This window comes from Corynebacterium sp. H78, assembly GCF_037572275.1.
Lineage (GTDB): Bacteria > Actinomycetota > Actinomycetes > Mycobacteriales > Mycobacteriaceae > Corynebacterium.
On sequence record NZ_JBBHKX010000005.1, the window covers coordinates 70,984 to 88,918 of the forward strand.

At 56.6% G+C, this 17,935-nt stretch carries 19 protein-coding genes; 6 read left to right on the forward strand and 13 right to left on the reverse strand.

What is annotated here, in order from left to right:
* Positions 1-2: 2 nt before the first annotated feature.
* Complete coding sequence (locus WG934_RS08760) at positions 3-1,058, reverse strand: glutamate ABC transporter substrate-binding protein (RefSeq protein WP_339989802.1); 1,056 nt, start codon at positions 1,056-1,058, stop codon at positions 3-5.
* Positions 1,058-2,632 carry a hypothetical protein gene (locus WG934_RS08765; RefSeq protein WP_339989804.1) on the reverse strand — a complete coding sequence of 525 codons (1,575 nt, stop codon included), beginning with the start codon at positions 2,630-2,632 and terminating at the stop codon, positions 1,058-1,060. Before WG934_RS08765 ends, WG934_RS08760 begins: the two co-directional genes overlap by 1 nt.
* A gap of 151 nt (positions 2,633-2,783) precedes the next feature.
* Between WG934_RS08765 and WG934_RS08770 the strand changes: the two genes are divergently transcribed.
* Positions 2,784-3,308, forward strand: a complete 525-nt coding sequence (locus WG934_RS08770; RefSeq protein ID WP_339979854.1) for an NUDIX hydrolase — start codon at positions 2,784-2,786, stop codon at positions 3,306-3,308.
* Positions 3,309-3,373: 65 nt separating this feature from the next.
* Here WG934_RS08770 and WG934_RS08775 read toward each other — a convergent pair whose 3' ends face one another.
* The 3 genes from WG934_RS08775 to WG934_RS08785 all read right to left on the reverse strand — a co-directional run bounded on the left by WG934_RS08775 (position 3,374) and on the right by WG934_RS08785 (position 5,205).
* On the reverse strand, positions 3,374-3,691 hold the full coding sequence (locus WG934_RS08775) for a hypothetical protein (RefSeq protein ID WP_339979855.1): 318 nt from the start codon (positions 3,689-3,691) through the stop codon (positions 3,374-3,376).
* Positions 3,692-3,735: 44 nt separating this feature from the next.
* Positions 3,736-4,287: a MarR family winged helix-turn-helix transcriptional regulator gene (locus WG934_RS08780; protein ID WP_339989806.1), complete on the reverse strand. Its 552-nt coding sequence runs from the start codon at positions 4,285-4,287 to the stop codon at positions 3,736-3,738.
* A 117-nt stretch (positions 4,288-4,404) separates the two neighbouring features.
* The gene (locus tag WG934_RS08785; protein WP_339989808.1) at positions 4,405-5,205 is read right to left on the reverse strand and encodes an exodeoxyribonuclease III; all 801 of its coding nucleotides are present in this window, start codon (positions 5,203-5,205) and stop codon (positions 4,405-4,407) included.
* A 95-nt stretch (positions 5,206-5,300) separates the two neighbouring features.
* Here WG934_RS08785 and WG934_RS08790 point away from each other — a divergent pair, with 95 nt between their 5' ends.
* Positions 5,301-6,047, forward strand: coding sequence for an RDD family protein (locus tag WG934_RS08790; RefSeq protein WP_339989810.1), 747 nt, complete (start codon positions 5,301-5,303; stop codon positions 6,045-6,047).
* 4 nt (positions 6,048-6,051) lie between these two features.
* On the opposite strand, the gene WG934_RS08795 is transcribed toward WG934_RS08790, so the two are convergent.
* Entirely contained in the window at positions 6,052-7,125 is a 1,074-nt protein-coding gene (locus WG934_RS08795) for an N-acetylglutamate synthase, CG3035 family (RefSeq protein WP_339989811.1), read from the reverse strand.
* Positions 7,118-7,720 carry a peptide deformylase gene (locus WG934_RS08800; protein WP_339989812.1) on the reverse strand — a complete coding sequence of 201 codons (603 nt, stop codon included), beginning with the start codon at positions 7,718-7,720 and terminating at the stop codon, positions 7,118-7,120. The genes WG934_RS08795 and WG934_RS08800 overlap by 8 nt, the downstream gene beginning before the upstream one ends.
* A gap of 45 nt (positions 7,721-7,765) precedes the next feature.
* Here WG934_RS08800 and WG934_RS08805 point away from each other — a divergent pair, with 45 nt between their 5' ends.
* From WG934_RS08805 to WG934_RS08820, 4 genes are all read left to right on the forward strand, one after another.
* Positions 7,766-8,122 carry a DUF3263 domain-containing protein gene (locus WG934_RS08805; protein ID WP_339979863.1) on the forward strand — a complete coding sequence of 119 codons (357 nt, stop codon included), beginning with the start codon at positions 7,766-7,768 and terminating at the stop codon, positions 8,120-8,122.
* A 45-nt stretch (positions 8,123-8,167) separates the two neighbouring features.
* Complete coding sequence (locus WG934_RS08810; RefSeq protein ID WP_339989814.1) at positions 8,168-9,034, forward strand: LytR C-terminal domain-containing protein; 867 nt, start codon at positions 8,168-8,170, stop codon at positions 9,032-9,034.
* 128 nt (positions 9,035-9,162) lie between these two features.
* Positions 9,163-9,750, forward strand: coding sequence for a hypothetical protein (locus WG934_RS08815; RefSeq protein WP_339989815.1), 588 nt, complete (start codon positions 9,163-9,165; stop codon positions 9,748-9,750).
* A 75-nt stretch (positions 9,751-9,825) separates the two neighbouring features.
* A complete protein-coding gene (locus tag WG934_RS08820; RefSeq protein WP_339989816.1) occupies positions 9,826-11,022 on the forward strand; it encodes a glutamate--cysteine ligase in 1,197 nt (398 codons plus the stop codon).
* Positions 11,023-11,034: 12 nt separating this feature from the next.
* On the opposite strand, the gene WG934_RS08825 is transcribed toward WG934_RS08820, so the two are convergent.
* From WG934_RS08825 to WG934_RS08850, 6 genes are read right to left on the reverse strand one after another with little or no spacing between them, the layout of a single operon-like run.
* Positions 11,035-11,388 (reverse strand): monovalent cation/H(+) antiporter subunit G, encoded by a 354-nt coding sequence (locus WG934_RS08825; RefSeq protein ID WP_339989817.1) that lies wholly within the window; start codon positions 11,386-11,388, stop codon positions 11,035-11,037.
* The gene (locus WG934_RS08830; RefSeq protein ID WP_339989818.1) at positions 11,385-11,690 is read right to left on the reverse strand and encodes a monovalent cation/H+ antiporter complex subunit F; all 306 of its coding nucleotides are present in this window, start codon (positions 11,688-11,690) and stop codon (positions 11,385-11,387) included. Before WG934_RS08830 ends, WG934_RS08825 begins: the two co-directional genes overlap by 4 nt.
* 5 nt (positions 11,691-11,695) lie before the next feature.
* Positions 11,696-12,373 carry a Na+/H+ antiporter subunit E gene (locus WG934_RS08835; RefSeq protein WP_339989819.1) on the reverse strand — a complete coding sequence of 226 codons (678 nt, stop codon included), beginning with the start codon at positions 12,371-12,373 and terminating at the stop codon, positions 11,696-11,698.
* A complete protein-coding gene (locus WG934_RS08840; protein WP_339979874.1) occupies positions 12,321-14,024 on the reverse strand; it encodes a Na+/H+ antiporter subunit D in 1,704 nt (567 codons plus the stop codon). Before WG934_RS08840 ends, WG934_RS08835 begins: the two co-directional genes overlap by 53 nt.
* Positions 14,014-14,511 (reverse strand): Na(+)/H(+) antiporter subunit C, encoded by a 498-nt coding sequence (locus WG934_RS08845; protein ID WP_339979875.1) that lies wholly within the window; start codon positions 14,509-14,511, stop codon positions 14,014-14,016. The genes WG934_RS08840 and WG934_RS08845 overlap by 11 nt, the downstream gene beginning before the upstream one ends.
* Positions 14,508-17,540 (reverse strand): Na+/H+ antiporter subunit A, encoded by a 3,033-nt coding sequence (locus tag WG934_RS08850; RefSeq protein WP_339979876.1) that lies wholly within the window; start codon positions 17,538-17,540, stop codon positions 14,508-14,510. The genes WG934_RS08845 and WG934_RS08850 overlap by 4 nt, the downstream gene beginning before the upstream one ends.
* Positions 17,541-17,935 lie beyond the last annotated feature (395 nt).

Genomic DNA, 17,935 nt, shown 5'->3' on the forward strand with positions numbered 1-17,935 from the left:
TACTATTCGCCTCCCTCTGCTGAATCGGTGTCAATGGTTGGGTCGTCTTCGTCGACTGGAACAGGAGCATACGTTGGCTGTGGTTGGGCTCCCTGCGGTAGGAATGGCCCGAACCAGACGTCGTAAAGCTCCTGCCACGTGCCATCCGAACGAATGCGTTCCATCGTTTCGTTGACTTGTCGCACGAGTCCGTCGTTGTCTTTCGCAATGCCGGCGGCGTATTGCTCCACGCTGAGCCCGCGACGAACAATAGCGGTGGTGGGATCCTGTTCGTTGATGCCAGCAAGAATGGTGTCGTCTGCAACAATTACGTCGGCCTGGCTTTGCTGCAGTGCAACGAGACAGTCCGACCAGTTGCCCACCAGCAGCAGCGTGGCATCAGGTGCCGTGTAGCGAACAATTTCCTCCGGGGTAGAGTCCGCAGCAACGCACACCTTCGCGCCGTTCAGGTCAGCTTCGCTTTCGATGCGAGAATTAGGGCCAACCAGAATGCCAGCGCGTGCAGTCAAATATGGTGCCGAGAAATTGACTGCTTCGAGGCGACTCTCCGTGACTGTCATGGTGCGTAGGACAACATCGACCTGGCCGCTGCGCAGCATCGACACTCGTTCGGTTGCGCGAACATATCGGAATTCAACGGCGTTCGGATCGCCAAAAATGTCCCGAGCCAATTCTTGCGCGAGCGCCACTTCGAAGCCTGAGAGCTCGCCGGTGCTGGCATTACGGAATCCCAACAAGTTCAACGCCTGGTCAACGCCCACGATGATGCGGCCACGCTTGTAGATCTCCGGAATCCGCTCCTTCGGCAGTTGATCGTCCGGTGCCAGCGTCTCGTAGGCCGTGGCCGTCTCGCGTGGCCTTGGTTCACGCCCGCCCGCACTTGTGTAATACGCACCAGGCGGAAGTGGCGCGGACCCTGTCGCATGCTCAATGGAATCGGAGAATGGATCTGCAGCTAGTGGCACCGTTTCCGCACACGACACCAGTGCCAGACTTGCGGCAGAAAGCGTTGCGACGACCGTCGTTAAGCGAGCTCGAAAGTTCCCTTTGGTGCGCATCACAGGTACTCCAACAGTCGGTTGCGGAAGCCCACAATTACGCAAATGGAGGCAAGCACAGTCAAGGCCACAGTCAAGCCCGACAGAGCGGCAGAGACGACGCGGGCTTCTTCGATGTCGTTGCGAAGTTCGGTGCGGGCATCAGAAATTGCCGCTTGAAGGGCTCGGTCGAGGCGCATGAACTCCTGGCCAGACGAGGGTTCAGCGAAAGATTCCCGAGTGTCATCGGCATCGTGGTCGGTGGCAATGCGGACAGCTCCGGCGTAGTCACCTTCGTCGAGAAGAGCGATCATCTTGGTGTGGCTCTTTTCCCAGCCATTCAAGGATCGCAGCGCCAATTCGATGTTGGCATCATTAACGCCGTCGTTAGCGGAGTTGAGAAGACGTTCGACCTCGTCCGTATCCTTGGTGAATTGCTTCTGGTCAGTGGGCTGGCGACGAACCAAATCCAGTGTCTCCGAGGCGCGAATCTTCTGAGACATGATTCGGGCTTCGACCAATGGCTGAACTGGTGATGTCTTATTGCCGTAGAGGCGTTCGTTTTGCCAGGTCGTCACCGTAGACACCGACACTGCGACGAAGGCGATAACCATCAGCGTGGTGGCGGCCAGCAAGCCAGCGTTGATCAGCCGGCCAGTGCGACGAGTGAGGTTCCACTGCACAAGCAGCAAGAACACGATGGCAGCCAAAATGCCAGACAACGGAACCAGTGGAGGCGCGGTGAGAACTTCACGATCATGGTTCGTTGATCGACTGGTTTCTTCATACAGTTTCGATGCCGCGGGCAAGATCTGGGAGGTCATGAGTCCAGAAGCGGAAGCAAGGTAGGAAACGCCCACTGGGTGCGTCTGGCGAGCATTCGCGCGCGCCGATTCCACCAATCCCACATACACAGGCAGCAAACGTTGCACCTCGACAATGTGCTTCATCTCTGAGCTTTGTACGTTGTCGACACCTGCGGCAGCACGGGTAGCAGCAAGGGATGCTTGCGCGATCGCGTTGTCATACCGAGTGCGCAAATCACTGCCTTCATCTAAATTGCCACGCGAAAAGGCGGTATTTGCCGAAGCATCTGCAATGGTCAGAGCTGCGTATAGGTTCTGCGACGCATGCGCCATCGGTTCGGAAGCTTGTGACATATTGGCGAGCTGCTGCTGACGGGTGTCTGTCGTTGCCGACATGGACAAACCAGCCGCCAGGATCGCGACGATGAGAAACACTGCAGTGAAAGTCAGCCGTCCCGGGGACGTCAGAATGAATGAGCCAGTCCGCTGCAAATACTCCACCGACGGGGTGAGCTTTTCTCCAAACAGCTTCGAAATACCTGTCGACGATTCCGTCAGCTCAAGATCATCGACTCGTTGTTCAGAATCTACGGATTCCAGTGCGAGATTCCCGGGAGTAGAGCCAGTTACACCGGATTCTGTGCCACGGACATTCTCTTTGTCCGCCTTGCCGTTTTTGTCTCCCAGTTCGGCAAGTGAAATGCCGCCTTGTGCTCGTCGACTACCGAACCGCGTCCGCCGAGGACGGCGTGGGCGCTTAGCCTCAGCTGCTGGTGCAGACTCAGCCATGCATCTCGCCTCCTGGGACGAATATCGGCGGATAAACAGTGTTTTTCTGATGACGCAGAAGTGTACGTTGCCTAGCGCAAATACTAGCCGTGTTTACCTGTGAGGGAAAACACAACTGAGATGAATTCCTCGTCTCACGTACTCTAGGGACATGCTTCATGATGGCAATGGTTGGTCCGCTGGCCCCAACGGTACGCGCTGTTGGGGGCGTTTTGGCGCTGCAGGATTACTGCTCTTGGTGGCTGAATCGGACTCCCCAGCCGATATAAAAGTGCTCATGCAATACCGTGCCGAATGGACTTCATGCCCCCTCACTTGGGGTGTGCCTGGTGGTGCTCGTGATTCGCATGAGACTCCTGCGATTGCTGCTTTGCGTGAATCCGAAGAAGAAACGGGGATCCAGCCACACCAGGTGACCATCCTCGAATCTCACGTCACCGCCGGGCCATACCCCGCCGACCCTGAGCGTCCCGAGCTCGCGGGGGATTGGTGCTACCACACGGTTTTCGCTGTTGCTGATCACGAGTTGGAAACCACCGCGAATGCAGAATCACTAGAGCTTCGGTGGGTTCCGCTTGACGACGTGGCGTCGCTAAACCTTCTCCCTGCTTTTGCTGATAGCTGGCCACGAGTAAAAGAAATAGCCCTGCAGCTGCTTGCTGCAAGGCTTAACTGAATTTCTCTGGGTATACGCGACGACTTTTGCCGTCAGTCTCTTACTGCCAGTCGTGTGTCAGGAGACTACTTCGCGTCCGCGATGGCCGCCGCGCCAGCAGATGCCGCAGTGACTGCGAGTACCGCAGGCCATGCGCCGATCTTCTTCGCGAGTGGGTGAGAAAGGCCAAATGCGCCGAGGTAGGCGGCGGTGAGAGCGGTTGCGCCAGCTGCACCGGTCTTCGCTGCCCAAGTTCGTGCAGCATAGGCGCCTGCTGCGCCGAGAATGACTCCGCCAAGTGGGCGGATGCCCGTTTCGCGAGCCGTCAACCAGCCACCAATCAACCCGACTGCCACGAGTGGCGCAGTCTGTACGTCTTCTGCCTTCTTGAGATTCATATCCATGTCCGCCAGCGTAGATGACTTAACGCAAAGGGAGACAGATCCGGTTAGAACGGATCCTGTCGACGCTGATGTTCCTCGACAAACGATTCGGAGTGTTCTGCGAGCTTCAGCATGGCTGGCATTGCTTTAATGAGCGCCTTGACATCTTGTGGCTCCATGGTGCGAATAATGCGCCCAACGATGTCACCCCAATGGTCAGTCAACTGGCTCAGCAGTTGAGCACCTTCCTTGGATACAAATAGATCCTGGGCTCGGCGGTCCCGTGGATTGTTTTCCCGCTTGATCAGGCTATTGTCCAGTAGCCGTCGTACGGTCGCCGAGACGTTCGACGGACGCAAGAAGCGAAGTCGAGCAATATCGGACACGCCACACCCAGGGTGCGTCGCAATGAAGTGCAAAACTTCCATCTCAGACTGGGAAATATCCATGACCTGGTTCGGGCGCTCGCCTAGACGACGAGTAGACGCCAGAAAGTCATACAGACCGATTGCGATCTTTTGAATATCCAGGCGCATATTCGGATCGATCTCAGAGTCGTGTGAAGGCATGAAGCCCGGTTCCGAGGCAGCAAAGCTGTCTTCATGAATCGAAGTCATGGTGAACCTTCCCCATTAATTATGTCGCTAACTGTGTTTCTAACCATATATTCCGGAAGCGCTACAAAAGTAGGAAAGTGAGGATAATTTCAAAAAATCTTGTATTAGAAATGCTTTCTAATTTAATGAGTAGTCCACGATGACGGGCGCATGATCCGAGGCACCCTTACCTTTGCGCTCTTCTCGGTCAATGAAAGCACCTGTTGCAGTTTCCGCGAGGGCAGGGGAAGCAAGCTGGAAATCGATACGCATGCCCTGGCGTTTCTGGAATCGAAGCTTTTGATAGTCCCAGTACGTCCATTCGCCTTCGGTGAACTGGCGAGTCACATCTTTGAAACCGGTATCTTGCAAGGACTGGAATGCAGCTCGCTCAGCTGGGGTGACATGGGTTTTCCCCTCAAACGCAGCCATGTCCCAGACATCTTCGTCCAACGGAGCGATATTAAAATCGCCTCCGACCATCGCCTTTAGTGACGGGTCGTCGTCAAGCGAAGCGATACACGCAGCGCGGAGACGCGCCAAGAAGTCAAGCTTGTAGGTGAAATGTGGATCATCGATCTCTCGACCATTGGGCACGTAAACACTGTGCACACGAACTCCACCACAGGTAGCAGCGATATGGCGGGCTTCGAGAGCCTGCTCTTCTGCAGGGTCTTTATGGAAGCCAGGCTGATCGGGGAAGCCGACTGTGACATCGTCGATGCCCACGCGGGAAAGGATGGCGACGCCGTTCCATTGGTTCAGTCCGTGGTGAGCGACTTCGTAACCCAAGTCAGTGAAAACCTCTGTTGGGAACTGGTTGTCCTTACACTTCGTTTCCTGAACAGCCATCACGTCAATCTCGTGGCGCTGCAGGACCTCGGCCATTCGAGTCACCCGCGTTCGAGCTGAATTAACGTTCCACACACAGATTCGCATGCTCTCCACGGTACCTACTGGAACAAAGTTGAGGGGTGGCACGTTCTATTTACAGAGCAAGTGGGGAAGAAGGGAATTTATAAGGAGTCATGGCAGTGGATAAGGGACAATATCAGCGGGATCGGGATCCGTTTGCAGCTGACCCGTACGCGGTAAACCCTTTTGGGGTGCAGCAACCCCAGGTGCCGGGAATGCCCGTGCAGCCCGGCATGGCTCCAGTTGTGCATCCAGGGTTGACTCCCGAGATGGCGCCAGGCATAACACCAGCAATGAATCCCGCCATGCAACCACCTGCAACCTACGTTGGCTACCCAACAGTGCCAGCGAATCCCCGCATTACCCCAACGACTATCGCGGCTGCGCAAGCTCAGGGCTATGACCCCGAAGCGGTGAATGCTCCGTTGCCGAAACGTGCGGCTGCCTTGTTTGCGGACTCGGTTGTGTACTGCATTCTCATGGCGCTAGTTCTCATGGGTGTCAATATTTTCGGTGGCTATCAAGCGTTTGATACCGCAATGCTGACCATGCTCTTGGCAGGTCCACTCGGGTTCTATGGTTACCGCGCTGCTGGCGATGCAATTTTTGAAGGCTCGCCCGGCAAGCACATGCTCGGTCTGTCCATGACAGGTCGGAACTACATTCCTGTGTCAGGCAGCGATGGGCTGAAGCGCAATGTGTGGATCTTGCCGTCGATGATTCCGTTTGTGGGTTGGTTAGTTAGCTTCGGCATGCTGGTGTGGATGGCGTTTTCCGCGGGTGCAGATCCGCTGGGGCAAGGTGGACACGAACGGGCCATTGGTACTCGAGTAACGGAAAAGAAGGACAAGAAGGACCGAAGGTGAGCGATTAGCCTTCCCACAGCGCATAGCGGTGACGGTGATGCTCGGCGAACCCCAAACTGCGATACAGCGCAACTCCAGCATCGTTACCGTCTACTACCTGCAAGTACGCGCTATCCGCTCCTGACTCTGCACCCCACTGCATCATATGTAAGCCAAGCAACGTCCCTAAACCACGACGGCGCAGATCTGGCGCTACCTCTACTGCGGAGAAACCCAGCCACGTGCGACCGTCGTCAGATTCGGTCAAGGTACCGCGAGTAATAGCGACAGTGCGTCGCTCGCCGTCAGTAGTGAGGACGAGCTGGCCGAAGCACATGCGTCCATCGATTTCTTTGCGCAGGAGTTCCAACGCGCCGTGGGGCAATTGCTTACCTCGGAAGTGATACAAATTTAGCCACTCGGCATCGGGCTGCGACAGTACTTCAGCGGTGATACCGTCGACGGTTTGGATGGCGGGGAGGTTGCCTAGCTCCCTTGTCATCACGATAATTTCGGGCCCCAACGACCAGCCGGGCGATTGCACCAGGGCTTGCGCGGGTCTACAGATCCGATCGGGCACGGCGATACGCACCGGCAACTGGTGACGTGCATAGAAGTCTCGAATGTCCTGCAGAGGTACTGGTTGTGTGCCCGCGCCGGGCCCAACGGGCAACGCCGAATTGGATCGCTCGGTGATGCCATCGCCGGCACGCAACAGCCAGTCGCCAACCCACTTGTGCTCGGTACCGGGGAATGCCTTTGCCGTAGCAAGCTCAACAGCACGAATATCTGCATTGCGAACCGTTCGTTCTGGCAACGCCTTCACCGTCACCAGCGAATACGGAGAAAAGTCGATCGCGGGCGCATCTTCGGGTGCGCGTTTGCCCGGCGCCTGCTGTGGACGCACGACAAACGGATCCAAACTCACGACGTAGCCGATCACATCCGTGACCTTTTTGCCCGACTGTGCCGCTTCTTCTGCAGTGAGCTCGCGCCGCACGATGACACGCTTGCCGACGGCTACCGTTCCCACACCCCAGCGATTAATGGGGAGATGAGCTAAAGGGTCAGCGTTGTGCGCTGGAGAGCGGTCATTCATTAGCGTCCGCGTCGATAGATTCGTGGCCGAATGGGTCTTCGTCTTCGCCAGGTAGCCAAGTAATCCCAGGCTCAGTCCAGCCTGCACGGCGGATTTCCTTCTTCGCCATGCGCTTCCACCGACCAGTGAGAACGTCGGTGTAGAGGAAGCCATCGAGGTGTCCTACCTCGTGCTGCAAGCAGCGGGCAAAGAAGCCGGTGCCTTCGACGCGAATGTCGTTGCCGTTTTCATCGAGTCCGGTGACTGCTGCCCAGTCGGCGCGGTTCGTCGGAAAGCTGAGGCCTGGAACTGACAGGCAGCCCTCTTCGTCGGAGCCATCGTCATGGGGCATGGTCTTCGGGATCTCGGTCGTTTCGAGAACCGGATTGATGACGCAGCCTTTGTGCCATACCCCGTCGTCATCAGGGCAGTTGTAGACGAACAGTCGCTTGTTGACGCCGACCTGATTGGCGGCCAACCCGACGCCGTTGGCAACCTCCATCGTTTCGAACATGTCTGCAATCAAAGTTGCCAACTCGGACACTGGCTCGGTGACAGGTTCGGTTGGGTTATGCAGGACGGGATCGCCACAAACGACGATTGGCATGATGGTCATAGACACATCGTACTGCTCGCCTTGGTGCCTATTACAGTGTGGAGCATGGCAGATAGCGAACCGTCGGCTGACGAGACCGCACAGGAGAAAGCTCAGGAAGTGACACCTGAAGCTGATGTGGGTTTCGGCCATGGCATTGATGCGGAGCTTGGCCGCAGAATGTTGATTTTCGAGAAGCGCTGGTCGCAGTCGGTTCGCCGTGGTGCGCGGGTTGCGGGTCTCCGTGAGGAGGCAATCCGGCGCGAGTTCGAGATGGATCCGGTTCGCTACCATCAGCGACTCAACTATTTGCTTGATTCACCACGCGCAGCGGCTGAGAATCCAGTCGTCGTACATCACTTGCGGCGACTACGGGATGGCGACCCAGACGATATGACATCCAGTACGTCAGACGATATCTAAACCTTTACTTCACAGTTAGGCTATGGGCTGAGTAGGATGTGGAGCGTGTCTGAGCAAAACTTCCCACCACGCCATCCTCGACCTGGTCGTCACCGCATGGAACCGAACGAGGCTTACGACGATGATTTCGTCGAAGAACCAGCCCCGTCGCAAGCTGCAGCAGCTGCACCATCGGGTGCCTCGACCGCAGCCCCAGCAGGTGCGAGCGCCACGGGTGCGACTGCTGCCGGTGCTGGAGCGGCCACCCCTTCGTCGACGGGGGCAGGTCTGCCACTGCGAAACCTCGCATTGGTGCTCATCTTCATTGGCGTGTGCCTAGTCGGTTATGGCATCTATGCATTCGCCACCAACGACTCTAACGACGGCACCACGAATGTTAACTCGGATGCTGCCGCTGCCAACGATGTGCAGAACGCACCTGGTGACAGTGGCCAGGCACCAGCTGTAGGTGCGGACAATGCCGGAGCGCCGAACAATGGTGCTGCACAGAACCCTGCCGGCCAGCCGGGTAATCCGGCTGCAGCCACCAAGGATGCAGCGAACCCCGGTAATGACGCCACGCCAGGTAGCGAAGGTAGCAACGGTGAAGCTAACGGAACGGCTGAGGAAGGCGCAGTTGACCGAAACGTGCCTGTCACGGTCCTGAACAACTCGATGCGAATTGGCCTCGCTGAAGAGCAGGCAGAGAAGCTTAGCGACGGCGGTTGGAAGCGTGTCGAGTCCGGCAATCTCCCAGAAGCCAACGGCATTTGGGAGAAGACCACGGTGCACTACACGGCGGGCAACGACGTCGAGAAGCGGGTCGCTGAGACCATTGCTGAAGAAAACGGTTGGGAAGTTGCAGAGCGCGGCGCAGGCCTCGACGGTACTCCGGGCGGGGTACTGGTCGTGGTAACTGAAGATGCGTTGTAAAGTTACGTCCGGATCTCGATGTGAGGCTTAGCTTGTGGGATTCCGTCCTGTGAGCTAGGCCCTTTTTCTGCACTTTTCCGTGCAGAGTTTTGAGTAATAGCTGCTGTAGCCAGGAGGAACTGCACCCCATGAAGCGTCGCTCGACCCAGTCGGCTTCGGCACTGACTGCCCTTATCTTCGCGTCGTTGACACTCGCAGCGTGCGGGGCACAGGATCCTGCGGAGTCGAAAGAAGCTCCGGTTGCGACGAGCGAGTCTGCAGCTGTCAGCACGAATCCAGATGCTCCGGAAATGTCGAAAGAAGAGTCAGAGCGGGAAGGTGGCTACAACTTCATCCGCACTGAGGATGACGGATCAACGACAGTGCTCAGCCACGTCGTCGTGTTGAGCGACGACAACTGGTACGGCATCGCGGAAGAGCAGGGTCAGTACACCGAGCTCGCCAAAGGCACGTACAAGGTCGTAGCACGCGGTGCGTCCGGTTGTGGTGGCGCAGGAACCAAGAGCGATGAAGGTCTCGGCGTCATTGGTGAGATCCACGTGAAGGACAAGGGCTCTGCAGATGTGTGGAGCACTCCAGCAAAGATCGACGCGGATTCTTTCACCACGGTTACCCTCATTGACGAAGAAGACAAGATTGTTGCCTGTGCGAAGGCTGTGTCGTGGACCGCTCCGTCGACAAGCGCAACCACCAGCACGTCTACCAGCTCTAACTAGGCCACGTGCCCACAGCTGAAACACTAGCGCGCGAAAGGTTATCGGAAGCGCTATTTAGTGTGGGAAAATAAAGACATGGTCGAGGATTTCGTAGGTTCGCCCGAACACACGCTAGGTATCGAATGGGAGATTGCGTTCGTAGATCGCGATACCCGCGATACCACCGCGCGTGCATCCGATGCACTCGAAATCATCGATGCTGCAAAGCCTGGGCACACCATCCAACGAGAGTTTCTCGCCAATACGGTGGAGCTGGTAACCGGAATCCACCACACTGTGCCTTCCGCCGTGGCAGATTTGTCCGGCCAGCTTGAGCTTGTGATGGAGGCAGCCGACGAACTCGGTGTTGATGTCTGGTCGTCTGGCTCGCACCCTTTCGCGCGTGGCACTGCTCAGACCGTGAGTACGAAGTCTGCGTACGGTGAAATCATCAATCGCACCCAGTGGTGGGGGCGTCAAATGCTCATTTGGGGCATTCACGTTCACGTAGGGGTCCGCAGCGCAGATCGTGTGTGGCCAATCATCCAGGCATTGTTGACCAACCTGCCACACATTCTCGCTATCTCCAGCTCCTCGCCAGCATGGAATGGCGAGGACATGGGGTATGCCTCAAATCGCTCGTTGCTGTACCAACAGTTGCCAACGGCGGGGCTACCACCGGACGTGCATTCGTGGGATGAATGGACTTCGTACATGCACGACCAGACCCTTTCCGGCGTGATTAACCACACGAAGTCGATGCACATCGATATTCGACCCGTCGCAAAGTACGGGACCATCGAGATCCGTATCGCCGACGCAGCGTCGAATACGCATGAGTTGTCCGCCATCGCAGCACTTATTCATTCGTTGGTCGTGCACTACGATGCACTGCTTGATGCGGGGGAGAGCTTGCCGACGATCCAGCCGTGGCACACCGAAGAGAACAAGTGGCGTGCGGCGCGATACGGCATGGATGCGCTGATCATTGTTAATCGTGACACTGATGAGAGATGGGTGAAAGAAGATCTCGCAGATTGGCTCACAGTACTGGAGCCCACTGCAGAAAAGCTTGGATGCACTGTTGAGCTGATGCGTGTGAACGACATCATTTCTGAAGGCGCTGGGTATGAGCGTCAGCGTCGCGCTGCTCAGGCTGCAGGGGCGCTACCGTCGCTGGTGACCGAAGATGAGGTGCGTGTCCATGAGGAGAAGTTGGGGCATTCCCCGTGGACAGCAGCTGTGGATCTATCTGTTCGGGAAATGAAGGCTGGTCGCCCGCTCGCCGAGTAGTGGTTTCTAGTTTTACTTATCAGCGAGATCGTCACGTGAGAGGTGCTCGCGGTCGATGAGCCCTTCCTGTAGAGACACATGGCTGAGGCGATTACCGATCACTGGTGACGTCACGACCGCAAACGCTGCGATAAGAAGCAGCAGACCGAGGTCGCCGTACACCGTTGCGCCACCTTCACTATGGACAACGACGTGTAGAAATGTGCCGAGCATCGCCAGCAACAGCCCCAGTGTTTGAGGCTTCGACGACGCGTGCATTCGGCTGACCGTATCGCGGAACCGCGCTAGACCCAATGCCGCAGCGAGACAGAACAACGCACCAACGAGGATGAGCGTAATGGCCACAATATCGAGGGCGAGGATCATTGCTGGCTTACTTCCTTCTTTGCGGACTTCTTGTCGTCGGGAAGCCGAAAGCTTGCCACCGACAGCGACGAAATGAAGCCCAATAATGCGATGACCAGCATCGCATAAACGACAGTGGTGTCAAAGGTCCACACGATGTAGGCGCACAGCATGCCCTGCATCATGTTGATCATGGACTCGAGACTAACGAGTCGGTCAAGCGAGTTAGGCCCGGCCAACAATCGTCCGAGGGCGACCATGGCTGCGATGAAATAGATGACCGCAGCGACCGCGAGCAGCAAATGAAAAACCTCGGGGTTCATAGGTCCTACTCCTCATCCTCAACGTCTCGGTTTTCAAAGGCACGGATGACGCGACGTTCCATACGAATCAACTGTGCAATGGTGTCATCGATCTTCGCCGTCGACGAGCCATCCAGGATGTGCATCGTCACTGTGCGATGAGCGCGACTCTTATCAATGACCAGGCCACCAGGCTGCAAATTGATTAAAGCGATCGCAGAAGCCAGTGTCAGGTCATCCCGGGTACGCATTGGGACGATGATGATCGCGCCCGGTGGCGGGTCGGAACGGCGCAATGCAATCCATGCCACCGCAAACGAGGCTTTGATGAAATCAATGAACCACGATGCAAACAAGCGGATCATGGCCGGCCAGTTCAACCTGATATTGCTGACTGGAACACGTGGCATTGGCATCAGAATCGAGATCAGCAGTGCAACAGCGATACCACCAGCGATGTTGCCCCACGACCATTCGCCCCACAGCAGAATCCACATGATGATGACCCACGTGAACATCACCAACGAGGGACGTGCAGCTCTACGCCGAGGCCTCAAGAGTGATCCCAAGCGGTGATTGGGATGTCTTCGGCTAGGTGGTGCCGTCACATCTGCCGACTGCATGGTTGGTTTCTGCGAAGAAGAGTGAGGACTATCGGCCATTGGAGCCCCCTTCCGAAACAGCGGTGTCACGAACATTCTCATGAGAATCGGACCACGGTTGCAGATCACGGCCAGCGTCTTCTAAGGTGCTGTCCGGAGCAGCAGCGCCTTCTACGCCGAGAACTGCTTCACGGTAGTGCTGCACATCCGACACGTTTGCTGCAGCTCGCTCCGCGATCCCCGACAGTGGGCCAGCAACGACCGACACCGCAACCGAAGCGACAACCAAGAACATGGTGGGAGCCACCATGCCGATTGGCATCCGGCCAACATCTTCACGTTCTTCCAGCGATACCGTTTCGGTGCGCTCGCGCAGGGTCGCTGGGCGCGCCAATACAGTGTCGCCGTCTGGAGCATCCGACCGGTCGCGCCAGAACGCCTTCGACCAGACGATCACCATCGTGTACAGCGTCAAAAGCGAGGTCACGATTGCGCCAGCCACCACAATCCATGCGGTTGTGCTGCCTACTTGCGCACCAGCTTGGATTAGCATGACCTTGCCGATGAAGCCCGAAAACGGCGGGATGCCACCCAGATTGAGAGCTGGAACCAGGTACAACAGCGCAAGCAAAGGCGATGCTTTTGCCAGCCCACCGAGCCTGCGTAGCGACGACGACCCCGCCTGTCGTTCAATGAGTCCCACCACAAGGAACAATGCCGTTTGCACCAAAATGTGGTGAACGATGTAGAAGATAGCACCAGTAAGGCCCAGCTCGTTGCCCAGCGCAATGCCGAAAATCATGTAGCCAATGTGCGACACGAGGGTGAATGACAACAATCGTTTGATGTCGTTCTGAGCCATGGCACCGAGGATGCCCAGCAGCATCGTCGCAAGGCCCGCCCACATCAGCACGCTGTCTAAACGGCCGTCTGGGAACATAATGGAACGGGCACGGATAATGGCGTACACACCAACTTTGGTGAGCAAACCTGCGAACACTGCGGTGACCATGGATGGCGCAGTGGGGTAGGAGTCCGGTAGCCACGAATACATCGGGAACACTGCGGCTTTCACTGCGAAAGCGACGAGAAGCGTTGCAAAGATTGCGGTGCGGGTGCCGGATGGAATCTCTTCCATACGCAGTGAAATATGCGCAAAGTTCACTGTGCCAACTGCCGCGTACACCAAGCCAATGGCGAGCAGGAACACCATTGATGACAGCATATTTACCATCACATACGACACTCCGGCACGGATTCGCGCTGCAGAGGCGCCGAGTGTGAGCAGCACGTACGACGCGACGAGCAGCACCTCAAAGCCGACGTACATGTTGAACAAGTCTCCAGCGAGGAACGCCATGGAAACGCCCATGTTCAACAACATGTAGGAGGGGATGAACACGGAAATCGGGTCGTCGTCATCACCGTCGCGAATACCCTGCCCGATGCCGAACCAGTGGACCGCGAAGAGCACAAGTTGTGAAACGGCCACCATCACTGTCGACAGACCATCAGCGACCAGAGTGATGCCAATCGGCGCGTCCCAGCCTCCAGTTTGCAACGTATGAATACCGTTGTCGTGAATCAAGTAGACCAGCAGCAATGACAGTACGACGAGCACTAGCAACGCCGCCAGGCTGAGCAGCTGTTGCATACGTGGATGCCTGGACAACAACAGGGCAATCGCAGCGGTCGCTGCCGGAATGATGATAGGCAGTGGGATGAGAAGGAGGATGAGCTGCTCAGTCGTCATGACTCTCACCTTCCTCCACAGGCTTCTCGAAGCTCATGGGGCCGAACTGGTCGCCCGCTTCAGTGTGGCGTCCGGTCATTGGGTCGTCGGAACGATCGTGATCCGGCGCAGCTGATGGATCGTCGAGACTGCGACGTGCCACGGACTGATCCTCAAAGTCATCCTGGACGTTATCGCTGATGCGGTAACGATGCTGGCGATACGCAAGAGCCAGCAGGAACGCAGTCATACCCATCATGATCACGATGGCTGTCAAAATGAACGCCTGAGGTAGCGGATCTGCTGTCGTTTCGGCCTGTGTAGAACCTCGGCCCCAAATAGGAGGAGCACCAGGTGCGCCACCGCCAATGAGAATCAACAGGTTGATGCCATTGCCCATGAGCAACAGTCCCATCAGCATTTTGGTGAGCGCACGATCGAGGAACAGGTACACACCAGTTGCTACCAGGATGGCGACAGTCGCCAGTAGAACGAAGTTGATGATCACTGCTTCGTCGCCTCCTTCTTATCGTCTGCTGTTGGCCTATTGTCCGAGGTTGGTTCGAGCTTTGGCATGGCCACACGTCCAGCCTTGGAACGAATAGGTCGGGTGCGGCCCAGCTTTGTCAATGTGACACGACGGGAACGAGCACGCTCGGCACGCTGCTCAGTTTCGACGTCGATTCGCCCGCCCAAACTGCGCAAGATGTAGGTCACGGTGCCAATGACCACGAGGAAAACACCGAGGTCGAATAGAAGCGGTGACACCAGGTTTATCTTCCCGAGAAGCGGTACTTGAAGCGAGGCATACTCACTGGATAATGGTGGCCGTTGGAAAGCCATTGGCCACAGCGCGGATAGTGCAGCAAGGATCAGGCCAGATCCAAGGATCTTATCGGTGCTGATTGGTACGGTTTCCAGGAGCTCGAAACGTCCGCCAGCGAGGTATCTCAAGGTAATCGCCAGGCCTGCTACCAAACCGCCGGCAAAGCCACCGCCAGGGGCGTTATGACCAGCAAAGAATAGATATGCGGCAAGCACCAGCATGGATGGGAACAGCAGTCGCGTAATAACAACCACCATCATCGGGCGCCCGTGCTTACCCATCGCAGTATCTGATGTGGTCAGCCACCGAGGACTGCGTGCACGACGAGCTTTCTGCGTCGCAGCGCGAGACGGATTATGAACCGTATGCGTACGGAACACCAGCGACGCAATACCCACCGCCACAATCACCAGTACTGAAATTTCGCCGAAGGTATCCCACGCACGAATGTCCACGAGCAACACATTCACTGCATTCGCGCCGTGGCCAATGTCTAATGCGAGCTCCGGAATACGCTCCGAGATAGGGGCGCTACTACGCGCTGCCATGGCAAATGCCCCCAGCGTTGCGACGGCCAAGCCCACGGCAATCGCCAACCATGCTCGATGGCGTTCCAAGCCGGTTGGCTGGTCCGACGTCTTCGTGGGCAGGGTGCGCAAAACGAGGACAAAGACCACCATGACAATGGTTTCGATGAGTAGCTGCGTCAAAGCCAAGTCCGGGGCACCATACAGTCCGAAGAGAAGCGCCAAACCGTAGCCGGTGACACCGACCATGATAACGCCCGACAACCTATTCCTCATCCGCGTTGTAGCCAACGCAGCAATCACGATGATGAAGGCCGCAGCGCCCTGAGGCGCAGAGTCCCACAGCACCATCTCTAGATTGTTGCGTTCACCCAGCAGTAGCGCGGAAATTGGCACGAAAATGAGCACCGTCAAAATGGTGGCTTCGGTAAACGGCAGAGAACCACGCTGGGTGGCAGCGGTAACGCGCAACGACAGCTTTCGAGCGCCATCCAGAATCGCATCATATGCAGAGTCCGCATCGCCCAAAGCGGGCTGCTCAAAGTTGAGTTGACGCACGAGCTTGCGTTGCCAGTGCATGATGCCACCGAGACTAAGAATTGCCACGGTCAGCACCAACGGCATCGTGATGCCATGCCACAAGGCAAGGTGTGTGGCATGTTCGGATTCAATGAATGATTCGTGCAGATATGGGCTGATGACGGCGTCGTAAAGCTGTGGAGCAAGGCCTGTACCCAAACCAGCGATGGCCAGCAGCCAAGCAGGTCCAAGCATTTCGCCACCCGGCGCCGACATTTTCTGAACAGCCTCTGAACGGCCACCGCCCGTCGGGTGTGTCGATGGCTTAGTACTAAATGCACCGTTCATGAAGTACAGCGAGTACGCCACCGTGAGGATCGACCCGATCACCACACCAGCGGTAGTGAAAACGCTGGGCATACCCGTTAGCACTTCGGCAGATAAAGCTGCATCGAGCGCGGCTTCCTTTGCGACGAATCCAAAGAAAGGCGGCACTCCAGCCATCGAGCAAACAGCCAGACCAGCGATAATAATCAGCTGTGGTTGAGCACGGCCAAGGCCCGACAGCTTGCGGACATCACGGGTGCCCGTCGTGTGGTCGATCGCGCCGACAACCATGAACAGGGTTGCTTTGAACATGGCATGACCAAGCGTCAGGGCCAGAGCCGCGAGAATGGCTGCGCGGGTGCCGATCGATGTGATCGTCATAATGAAGCCCAACTGCGACACCGTGCCGTAGGCCAAGATGAGCTTGAGGTCTTTCTGACGCAGCGCCATCCAGCCAGCCATCACCATCGTGACCAGACCAAGCGGGATAATCGCGAAATGCCAGGTCGGGGTGGGGCTGAAGGTTGGGGACAACCGTGCGATAAGGAAGATGCCCGCCTTCACCATTGCAGCGGAATGCAAGAACGCTGATACCGGGGTCGGCGCTGCCATCGCGCCAGGCAGCCAGAAGTGGAATGGCGCGATTGCCGATTTCGTCAGTGCGCCCAGGATCAGAAGTACAACTGCTACAGAAATCGCTGGAGTGCCCAGTTGGCTCATCTTCAGTGCGCCCATGGCCGTGAGCTCGGAAAACGTCCAGAATCCAGTCGTAATGCCCATCAAGACGATGCCAACGAGCATTACCAGGCCCCCCAGCGTCGTTACCAGGAGAGCTTGTCCAGCTGCTCGTCGCGACGAAGCACGTTCTGCGTAGTACCCAACCAAAAGGAACGACAGTACCGAGGTGATCTCCCAGAAGATGTACATGAGCAACATGTTGTCGCTGACAACAAGGCCATACATGGCCGCGGCAAATGCAACCATTTGGGCGGCGAAAGTGCTTACGCGACGGCGTTTACCGTAGGGAGGATTGGGGAAATAGCCGGCGCAGTACACCAGAACAAGGACGCCAATTGTGAGGACAAGCGTTCCGAACAGCGATTCCAAAGACCCCAGTCTCAACGTTGCATTGAGGTGGATCGCGGGGATCCACTCGAAATGTTCAACTCGTGGAGAAGCGTTGGAATGCGAGACGTGCGTCGCAAGTTGAGTTCCGGTCCACACAGCACCGCCAGCAAGAGGAAGAGCGAGTACGTGGAAGCCACGTGTACCAAATCGACGAATTATCCATGGTGCAACCATCGCGGTAGCGGAAAGGATGCAAAGGATGAAAGTCACAACTCCATAATGAATAAGGTGAACTACTCGGCGCAACCCAATCTGGGGTTATCTACAGGCGCAGACAAATGTGGAGACATGTCCGTAATGCCGAGTTGTGGTCATGACCACTATCTTTCAGGTGATTTTCTTCCGACCATTCGTGAAGGTGAGCCAGGAATTCGTTCGGTCTCGCCGATAGTAGGTGAATATTTTGTGAACTAGCAGGGACGTTTTGGTCTGAAGAATCGGAGCTTTAGGAAAATGAATAAAGAGAAAAAGTGACGAAAATGCTCTGAAACGGAGGCACAGACGAGAGGTGTACCGTATGACCCCCTGTAGGGGGCTGGCCACTATGGGAGATACGCTGCGTTGCCTAGAAGTCACGATGTAACGAAGATAGGCTTGAACACGAT

Bases quoted from the DNA above. Each gene is read 5' to 3' on its own strand.
- WG934_RS08760 (WP_339989802.1), bottom strand. From the start codon at position 1,058: ATGCGCACCAAAGGGAACTTTCGAGCTCGCTTAACGACGGTCGTCGCA.
- WG934_RS08765 (WP_339989804.1), bottom strand. From the start codon at position 2,632: ATGGCTGAGTCTGCACCAGCAGCTGAGGCTAAGCGCCCACGCCGTCCT.
- WG934_RS08770 (WP_339979854.1), top strand. From the start codon at position 2,784: ATGCTTCATGATGGCAATGGTTGGTCCGCTGGCCCCAACGGTACGCGC.
- WG934_RS08775 (WP_339979855.1), bottom strand. From the start codon at position 3,691: ATGGATATGAATCTCAAGAAGGCAGAAGACGTACAGACTGCGCCACTC.
- WG934_RS08780 (WP_339989806.1), bottom strand. From the start codon at position 4,287: ATGACTTCGATTCATGAAGACAGCTTTGCTGCCTCGGAACCGGGCTTC.
- WG934_RS08785 (WP_339989808.1), bottom strand. From the start codon at position 5,205: ATGCGAATCTGTGTGTGGAACGTTAATTCAGCTCGAACGCGGGTGACT.
- WG934_RS08795 (WP_339989811.1), bottom strand. From the start codon at position 7,125: ATGAATGACCGCTCTCCAGCGCACAACGCTGACCCTTTAGCTCATCTC.
- WG934_RS08800 (WP_339989812.1), bottom strand. From the start codon at position 7,720: ATGACCATCATGCCAATCGTCGTTTGTGGCGATCCCGTCCTGCATAAC.
- WG934_RS08805 (WP_339979863.1), top strand. From the start codon at position 7,766: ATGGCAGATAGCGAACCGTCGGCTGACGAGACCGCACAGGAGAAAGCT.
- WG934_RS08815 (WP_339989815.1), top strand. From the start codon at position 9,163: ATGAAGCGTCGCTCGACCCAGTCGGCTTCGGCACTGACTGCCCTTATC.
- WG934_RS08820 (WP_339989816.1), top strand. From the start codon at position 9,826: ATGGTCGAGGATTTCGTAGGTTCGCCCGAACACACGCTAGGTATCGAA.
- WG934_RS08825 (WP_339989817.1), bottom strand. From the start codon at position 11,388: ATGATCCTCGCCCTCGATATTGTGGCCATTACGCTCATCCTCGTTGGT.
- WG934_RS08830 (WP_339989818.1), bottom strand. From the start codon at position 11,690: ATGAACCCCGAGGTTTTTCATTTGCTGCTCGCGGTCGCTGCGGTCATC.
- WG934_RS08835 (WP_339989819.1), bottom strand. From the start codon at position 12,373: ATGAGAATGTTCGTGACACCGCTGTTTCGGAAGGGGGCTCCAATGGCC.
- WG934_RS08840 (WP_339979874.1), bottom strand. From the start codon at position 14,024: ATGACGACTGAGCAGCTCATCCTCCTTCTCATCCCACTGCCTATCATC.